Genomic DNA, 8,464 nt, shown 5'->3' with positions numbered 1-8,464 from the left:
AAAAACTACAACACTTGGATCCGGCTCTACCCGGAGGCGTTCGACTCGCTGGGGCGGCAGCTGGGCGTTCCCCGGCCCCGCCCGCCGGTCAGTCCTTCTTCGGTTCCTCAGAAGCTGTCGCCGAAGCTGTCGCCGAAGGCGCCGGGTTCGCCGGGGGCGCCGGCTTGTCCGCCGTGTCCTGGGGGAACGTGAGCTGCTGGCTCATCCACTCCATCAGCGGGCCGATCTCCCGCCGCCACGTCGTGAAGTGGTGGGAGCCCTCCGGCAGGATGATCGACGCCGATGTCATCGGCTCCTTGACCGCCTTCAGGAACTTCTCCGTCTCGCCGTAGTTCTTCTCGCCCTTCTTGCTGGACGTGACCAGCACCGAGACCCGCGGGGCCGGCATGTTCTGCAGGCGCCAGATCAGGTCGTGCTCGTGCTGCTTCTGCTTGGCGTCCGGGCCGCTGCCGAAGAGGTTGCCGGTGGTGAGGTCGTTGCCGACCTTGTAGTCGGCGGAGAGGGCGGCGGCGGCCGGGTAGACGTTCGGCTGGCGCATGGCGAGCTCCAGGGCGCAGGTGCCGCCGGAGGAGTAGCCGAAGACGCCCCAGGCGCTCGGGTCGGCGCCGACCCGGTACGTGCTGCGGAGCGCGTCGGGCAGGTCCTTGGTGAAGAAGGTCTCGGCCTGCGGGCCGTCCGGGACGTCCACGCACTCCGTGTCGCGCGGCGGCGCGATCGTCGGGCGGACCATGACGATGATGGTCGGCTGCATCTTGTTCTCCGCCAGCAGCCGGCTCGCGGTCTGCGGCACCTGGAGGTGCTGGGCGAGGTTCATGATCCCGCCCGGGTAGCCGCTGATGGCGACCATGACGGGGAAGCGGTGGCGCTCGTACTGCTTCTGGAAGTACTGCGGCGGCAGATAGACGAAGGCGGGGTTGATGGCCTGGGACCGCTTGCCGACGATGCGGACCGACTGGACCTTGCCCTCCTTGTCGGCGGGGCCGTGCGGTATCCCGCCGATCTTGTCCAGGCCCTGTGGCCCGGCCGGCTGGACGAGGCCGTCCTTGGTGCCGTTCACGGTGGCGTAGGGGCCGCCCTTGCCCATCTCGTTGACGTTGACCGGGGCCTTGTCGACCCGGCCGAGCAGCTGGTTCCAGGTGCCGTAGAACTGGCCCCAGGAATTCACCGCGAGCAGCATCGCGGCCACGATCGACAGCTGGGTCACGGCGATGGAGCCCAGCCGTCCCAGCACGGGCAGCACACCGCGGCCGGCCAGCCGTGGCCACACCCAGACCGTGAGCGCCACGCACAGCAGGGCGACGAAAACGACCGTGTACAAGAGCGACCTGCTCATCAGGCCCATCTGGCGCTCAACTCCCTGCCCCTGTGGTGGGCTGCTCGTCGCGGCTCCGTCCGGATTCCGTTCCGGTCCGGTCATACTCACCGATGAAGAGGCGGTAATCGACGGGCAGGGTTGCCCGGGGCCCATTTGTTGCGCTGCTCTTGTCCTGCCCTTGGTCTGCGCGTCTCCCGGCGTTCCCGGCCCGGGCCGGGCCGGTGGTCTGGCCGAACGCCCCCTTCCGCCGGATGGTGGGCGGAGGAGGTGGACGCCATGTCCGACGACCCGCCGAATCCCTATCTCAGCGGCCTCTTCGCCCCCGTCCACGACGAGCTCACCGCCTACGACCTCCCGGTCACCGGCCGTGTCCCCGACGCCCTGCGCGGCCGGTACCTGCGCAACGGCCCCAACCCGCTGCGCGTCGAGGACCCGGGCTCGTACCACTGGTTCAGCGGGGAGGGCATGGTGCACGGCGTGCGGCTGCGCGACGGCCGCGCCGAGTGGTACCGCAACCGCTGGGTGCGCTCGGACGCCGTCGCCGGGCAGCTCGGGGAGAAGCTGCTGCACGGTCCGCGCCACCTCGGCATGGACTTCGCGCCCAACACCCACGTCCAGCCCTTCGCGGGCCACCTCCTCGCCCTGGTCGAGGGCGGTTCGCTGCCCTACGAGCTGGACCCCGAGCTCTACACGATCGGTCCCTTCGACTTCCACGGCACGCTGCCGGGCGGTCTGTCCGCGCATCCCGTCCTCGACCCGGTGAGCGGGGAGCTGCACGCGGTCGCGTACTGCTGGGCCTGGCCGTACGTCCAGTACGTCGTCGCGGGGACGGACGGCTGCGTGCGGCGGCACGTCGACATCCCGGTGCGCGGGCGGCCCATGATGCACGACTTCTCCCTCACCGAGCACCATGTCCTGCTGTACGACCTCCCCGTGGTCTTCGCGCCGCACCGCAGCGGCACCTCCTTCCCCTACGTCTGGGCGGCCGAGCGGCCCGCCCGGATCGGGGTGCTGCCGCGCGAGGGGCGGGCGGCGGACGTGCGCTGGCTGGAGGTCGAACCCTGCTTCGTCTTCCACCACATGAACGCGTACGACGACGGCCCGGGCGGGACGATCACGGTCCATCTGGTCGTCCACGACCGTCTCTTCGTGGGCGGGCGCACGGAGCCGGGCGCGGCGACGGCCCGGCTGGAGCGCTGGGACGTCGATCTGCGCGCCGGGGCGGTGCGGCGGCAGGTGGTGGACGACTGCCCGGTCGAGCTGCCGCGCGCCGATCCGCGCCGGCTGACCCGGCGCCACCGCTTCGGCTACGCGGTCCGCGAGCGCGCGGGCACCGGTGCGGCGGGCCCGCACGCGGGGAGTTCGCACGGTCCGGCCGGCGGGCTCGGCGCCGCGATCGTCAAATACGACTTGGCGCGCGGCAAGAGCGAGGAGTTCCGCGCCCCGCCCGGCGGCGACATCGGCGAGGGCGTCTTCGTGCCGTCCGGCCCCTGGGCGGCGGAGGACGACGGCTGGCTCCTCACGCTGCTCTACGAACCGGTCCGCGGGGCCACCGACTTGCTGGTGCTCCCGGCCCGCGACCTCGCGGCCGGGCCGGTCGCCCGGATCCACCTCCCCGTGCGGGTTCCGCTCGGTTTCCACGGCAGCTGGGTGCCCGACGAGCCGCCTCCACGAGCCTGACCGCGTGTGACATGACGCGCGGCGGGCAGGAGAGTGATCGTGCTGGACGGGTGTTGACGGCTAGCCTACGAACATGTCCCCGGCGGGACGTTTACGAACGATTCCCGACACAAGGGGCAATCAGCCGGGACATTGTGCCGGGCCATTGAAAGACCTGCACCCGAGACCTGCGAGACATGAAGGACAGGACAGATCCCCATGGGCATTCGGAGTCTGCTGCGGAACGCGTTCGGTCGATCCAGGGCAGTTGAACGCGAGGAACCGGCCGTGCCCCAGCAGAGCACGGGGCCGGAGGCCGTCCCGGTGGACGGCGGGAAGGCGGCGCCGTCCGTGCCCGCTCAGCCGGCGGCGGCCGGCACGAACGTCCCGTCCGTGGCCGAGACCGCGGAGGCGGCCGTGCCGGACCGGGCCGACAACGCCGTCGCCCCCGTGTCCGTTCCCGCCCAGCCGGCCGGCCCGGCGTCCGTCACCACGTCCGGCGCGCACCCGGTGAGCGAGAGCGCGGCGGCCCCGGTGCCCGCCCAGCCCGCCACGGAGCGGGTGCCCGACCCGGGACCGCTCGGGCCGATCCCGACGCCGCCCCCGCCGCGCCCCGAGCCGCTCCCGGAGCCCGAGCCCGAGCCGACGCCCATGCCGTCGCCGAAGCCGATCCCCGAGCCGGAGCCCGCGCCCACCCCGGAGCCGAACCCCTACCCCGAGCCGGCCCCGGGCCCGGACCCCGAGCCGTCCCCGGCCATGACCGCCGGGACGAGCAGCGAGACGATCACCGGGGCGGGCGCCGCGGTGAGCCTGGAGAAGGTGCGCGAGACCGCGCCCGGCCTGGTCAGCCTCTACAAGGAGGCCGGGACCTCCCTGCGCAAGCAGGGCCTGGCCGGGCAGCGGGCCGCCGTCTACCTCGTCCTCGACCGCTCCGGCTCCATGCGCCCCTACTACAAGGACGGCTCCGTCCAGCGCCTGGCCGAACAGGCCCTGGGCCTGGCGGCCAACCTCGACGACGACGGCGTCGTGCCCGTCGTCTTCTTCTCCACGGACGTCGACGGCACGGCCGACCTCGACCTCGGCAACTACGAGGGCCGGATCCAGGAGCTCCACGCCTCGTACGGGCACATGGGCCGCACGAACTACCACCTGGCGATGCGGGCGGTGACCGACCACTACCTCGCCTCCGGCGCGAGCGACCCCGCCTTCGTCATCTTCCAGACCGACGGCGCGCCCTACAGCAAGCCGGCGGCCGAGAAGGCGCTGTGCGAGGCCTCGAAGCTCCCGATCTTCTGGCAGTTCGTCGGCTTCGGCGACCCGGAGGGCAGGGGCTTCGACTTCCTGCGCCGCCTCGACGACCTCCCCGTCCCCGAGCGCCGCGCCGTCGACAACGCGGGCTTCTTCCACGCGGGCCGCGACCCGAAGTCGCTCTCGGACGGCGACCTCTACCGCGAGCTGATGGTGGAGTTCCCGGACTGGCTGCGCGAGGCCCGGGCGGCGGGCATCGTCGGCTGACCTCCCCGCACCCCAGGCACCCGCTCGCCGCACACGCCCGCCCGCGCCGGGACGGCCACCGCCCCGGCGCGGGCGCCGTCGTCCCGGGCGCCGTCGTCCCTGGCGCCCCGATATCACCCTCCGTATTCGGCGCAGAACCGATCAGGCACCGTCTGAGTGGGCACTGTAAGGGTGTGAGCAATGAGATCCCCCCACCAGCCCCGGCTCCCACGCGTGGCTCCTACGCCATCGACACCCGCTCCGGTCGCATCGGGCAGGTCATGGACCACCACGCCGGTCACGTACAGCTACGACCGCCCCAGGGCGGGCTGGAGTGGAACTGCCCGCCGGAGCTGATCCGGGCCGCGACCGACGACGAGGTGCTGCGGGCGCGCGTCGCCCAGCTGAACGCGCTGAGCCGGGCGGAGAGCAGGTGGTCACGGTGAGGGGTCCCGCGTTGACACAGCCGTCATAAAAGCGGCGCGGCGGCGCCCTGGCGCTCGGATACGCTAAAGGTGCACCTCAAACACACAGCGACCAGGGAGCAGCCGCAATGGCTCGACACCTCATCACCAGCGCCCTTCCGTACATCAACGGGATCAAGCACCTGGGCAACATGGTGGGGTCCATGCTCCCGGCGGACGTCTACGCGCGGTACCTGCGCCAGACCGGCCGCGAGGCGCTGTACATCTGCGCCACCGACGAGCACGGCACGCCCGCCGAGCTGGCGGCGAAGGAGGCCGGGCTGCCGGTCTCGGAGTACTGCGCGCAGCAGCACGACGCCCAGAAGGCGATCTACGAGGGCTTCGGGCTGAAGTTCGACTACTTCGGCCGCAGCTCCTCCCCCGAGAACCGGGACATCACCCAGCACTTCGCGCGGCAGCTGCAGAAGAACGGGTTCATCGAGGAGCGGTCGATCCGCCAGGTGTACTCGCTGACCGACGCCCGCTTCCTGCCCGACCGCTACATCGTCGGCACCTGCCCGCACTGCGGCTACGACAAGGCCCGCGGCGACCAGTGCGAGAACTGCACGCGCGTCCTCGACCCGACGGACCTCATCGACGCCCGCTCGGCGATCAGCGGCAGCAGCGACCTGGAGGTGCGCGAGACCAAGCACCTCTTCCTGCGCCAGTCGAAGCTCCAGGGCGAGGTCGAGGCGTGGATCGACGAGCACGGCAAGGACTGGCCCGTGCTGGCCTCCTCGATCGCCCGCAAGTGGCTGACCGAGGGGCTCAACGACCGGGCGATCACCCGTGACCTCGACTGGGGCGTGCCCGTCCCGGCCGACACCTGGCCCGAGCTGGCGGCCGAGGGCAAGGTCTTCTACGTGTGGTTCGACGCGCCCGTCGAGTACATCGGCGCGACGAAGGAGTGGGCGAACGCCGCGCAGGAAGGTGACCCGGAGAACCGGGACTGGAAGTCCTGGTGGTACGAGGCCGAGGACGTCCGCTACACCCAGTTCATGGGCAAGGACAACGTCCCGTTCCACACGGTGATGTTCCCGGCCACCCAGCTCGGCACCCGCGAGCCCTGGAAGAAGGTCGACTACGTCAAGGCCTTCAACTGGCTCAACTACTACGGCGGCAAGTTCTCCACCTCGCAGCGGCGCGGCGTCTTCACGCACGACGCCCTGGAGATCCTGCCCGCCGACTACTGGCGCTACTTCATGATGGCCAACGCCCCCGAGTCGGACGACACCTCGTTCACCTGGGAGCTCTTCGCCGCCACGGTCAACAAGGACCTCGCCGACGTCCTGGGCAACTTCGTCAACCGCGTGCTGTCCTTCTCCCGCAAGCGCTTCGGCGACGCCGTCCCGGCGGGCCTGGAGGCCGGCGAGGCGGAGGCCCAGCTGGGCCGCGAGATCGCCGCGCTGCTGGTGGAGTACGAGAACCACATGGAGACCCTGCAGTTCCGCAAGGCCGCCCAGGCCCTGCGCACGCTGTGGAGCGCGGGCAACTCCTACCTGGAGACCAAGGCCCCCTGGCTGGAGATCAAGACCAACCCGGACGGCGCGGCCCTCACGCTGCGCACGGCCATGAACCTGATCCACCTCTACGCGATCATCTCCGAGCCGTTCATCCCGGCGTCCGCCGCCGCGATGCGCTCCGCGTTCGCGCTGGAGAACGACACGGCGACGTGGGTGACCGCCGACGAGGCGAGCTCGCTGTCCTCCGTCCCGGCCGGCACGCCCTTCACCGTGCCGCCGGTGCTCTTCGCGAAGATCACCGAGGACGACCTGGCCGCGTACACCGAGCGCTTCGGCGGTGCGGAGACGGCCGAGGCGTAATCCGCCGCGCAGCCGCGCACCGACGGGCCGGGGGCCCGGGACCATCACGGTCCCGGGCCCCCGGGCGTTTCCGGGGCGCCCGCCGGGGCCGCGTTGAGCGGTCGGCAAGCGATCGGCAAGCGTTCGTTCAGCCCTGTTCGACAGGCTGGTGTGCGTTGTTGCACGGGGGACGGACGAGGAAGAGCGAAGTGTTCGAGAAGCGCATCACCGTGAGCGTGCACGCCGACGACGAGCTGGGCCGGCACCGGGTCGTCCGGCAGTTGCGGTCGCTGCCCGGCATGGAAATCGTCCGGGACGGGGCGGCCGTCGACATCCTGCTCATGGGCCGCGCCGACCGGGACGCACCGGGGGCGCTGCGGCGCATGGCGCGGGCGGACCGGGCACCGCTGGTGGTGATCGCCGAGGAGCTGGGGGAGACGGAGCTGATGGCCGTCGCGGAGTACGGCGTGCGGTCCGTGCTGTGGGGCCACCGGCTGACGCCGGGGCGGCTGTCGCGCGCGGTCCACAACGCGGCCGGCTGCTGTCCGCGGACCCCCATGGCGACGGCGCTGCTCTGAGCCGGGAAGAACGGCGAGAACGCGAAGAACGGCGAGGGGCCCGGCACGTTCACCGTGCCGGGCCCCTCGTCACTCCTGCCGCTTACTTCACCTGCGGCTTGCGGATCGACAGGTGCAGCTCCTTGAGCCGCGACTCGTCGACCTCGCTCGGCGCGCCCATGAGCAGGTCCTGCGCGTTGCCGTTGAGCGGGAAGGCGATGGTCTCGCGGATGTTCGGCTCGTCGGCCAGCAGCATGACGATGCGGTCGACGCCCGGGGCGATGCCGCCGTGCGGCGGGGCGCCGAACTTGAAGGCGCGCAGCATGCCGCCGAACTCGCGCTCGACGTCGTCCTTGCTGTAACCGGCGATCTCGAAGGCCTTGTACATGACCTCGGGCTCGTGGTTCCGGATGGCGCCGGACGACAGCTCCACGCCGTTGCAGACGATGTCGTACTGCCAGGCCAGGATGTCCAGCGGGTCCATGGTCTGCAGGGCCTCCAGGCCGCCCTGCGGCATGGAGAACGGGTTGTGGGAGAACTCGATCTTGCCGGTCTCCTCGTCCTTCTCGAACATCGGGAAGTCGACGATCCAGCAGAACCGGAAGACGTTCTCCTCGAACTGGCCGGCGCGCTTGGCGGCCTCGACGCGCACGGCGCCCATGATCTTGGAGACCTCGTCGAAGTCGCCGGCGCCGAAGAAGATCGCGTGGCCGGGCGCCAGGCCGAGGCGCTCGGTGAGGGCCTTGACGTTCTCCTCGGTGAGGAACTTGGCGATCGGGCCGGTCAGCGCGTTCTCGTCACCGACGCGGACCCAGGCCAGACCCTTCGCGCCCTGCTCGACCGCGTACTCGCCGAGGCCGTCGAAGAACTTGCGCGGCTGGTCCTGGACGGACGGCACGGCCAGCGCACGCACGTGCTTGCCGGCGAAGGCTTTGAACTCCGAGCCCTCGAAGACGTCCGTGACGTCGACGAGCTCCAGCTTGGCGCGCAGGTCCGGCTTGTCGGAGCCGTACTTGAGCATCGCCTCGCGGAAGGGGATGCGCGGGAACGGGGAGGTGACGTGGCGGCCGCCGCCGAACTCCTCGACCACTTGCTCCTGGTGTTATCAGTAAGCAGAGCCTCGCCCCTGCGCGCGTCTTCTCCTGCACGGTGTCCGACCGGCAGGCGGTTGTC

Annotated in this window: 6 protein-coding genes and 1 pseudogene; 5 read left to right on the top strand and 2 right to left on the bottom strand. The window is 71.1% G+C overall.

What is annotated here, in order from left to right:
• Positions 1–88 precede the first annotated feature (88 nt).
• Complete coding sequence (locus AB0K09_RS24880; protein WP_366067597.1) at positions 89–1,342, bottom strand: alpha/beta hydrolase-fold protein; 1,254 nt, start codon at positions 1,340–1,342, stop codon at positions 89–91.
• 249 nt (positions 1,343–1,591) lie between these two features.
• Between AB0K09_RS24880 and AB0K09_RS24875 the strand changes: the two genes are divergently transcribed.
• The 5 genes from AB0K09_RS24875 to AB0K09_RS24855 all read left to right on the top strand — a co-directional run bounded on the left by AB0K09_RS24875 (position 1,592) and on the right by AB0K09_RS24855 (position 7,312).
• Entirely contained in the window at positions 1,592–2,995 is a 1,404-nt protein-coding gene (locus tag AB0K09_RS24875) for a carotenoid oxygenase family protein (RefSeq protein WP_366067596.1), read from the top strand.
• 267 nt (positions 2,996–3,262) lie between these two features.
• Positions 3,263–4,489 (top strand): VWA domain-containing protein, encoded by a 1,227-nt coding sequence (locus tag AB0K09_RS24870; protein WP_366067595.1) that lies wholly within the window; start codon positions 3,263–3,265, stop codon positions 4,487–4,489.
• A 173-nt stretch (positions 4,490–4,662) separates the two neighbouring features.
• Positions 4,663–4,914, top strand: coding sequence for a hypothetical protein (locus tag AB0K09_RS24865; RefSeq protein WP_366067594.1), 252 nt, complete (start codon positions 4,663–4,665; stop codon positions 4,912–4,914).
• A gap of 107 nt (positions 4,915–5,021) precedes the next feature.
• On the top strand, positions 5,022–6,755 hold the full coding sequence (gene metG, locus AB0K09_RS24860) for a methionine--tRNA ligase (protein WP_366067593.1): 1,734 nt from the start codon (positions 5,022–5,024) through the stop codon (positions 6,753–6,755).
• Between the two features lie 188 nt (positions 6,756–6,943).
• Positions 6,944–7,312, top strand: coding sequence for a DNA-binding response regulator (locus AB0K09_RS24855; protein ID WP_366067592.1), 369 nt, complete (start codon positions 6,944–6,946; stop codon positions 7,310–7,312).
• A gap of 82 nt (positions 7,313–7,394) precedes the next feature.
• On the opposite strand, the pseudogene AB0K09_RS24850 reads toward AB0K09_RS24855, so the two are convergent.
• A pseudogene (locus tag AB0K09_RS24850) lies at positions 7,395–8,375 on the bottom strand (amino acid--tRNA ligase-related protein); the annotation flags it as partial.
• Positions 8,376–8,464 lie beyond the last annotated feature (89 nt).

Source organism: Streptomyces sp. NPDC049577 (assembly GCF_040675635.1).
Taxonomy (GTDB): Bacteria; Actinomycetota; Actinomycetes; order Streptomycetales; family Streptomycetaceae; genus Streptomyces.
Note: the sequence above shows the minus strand (reverse complement) of the source record. Positions and strands in the feature narration are given on the sequence as shown.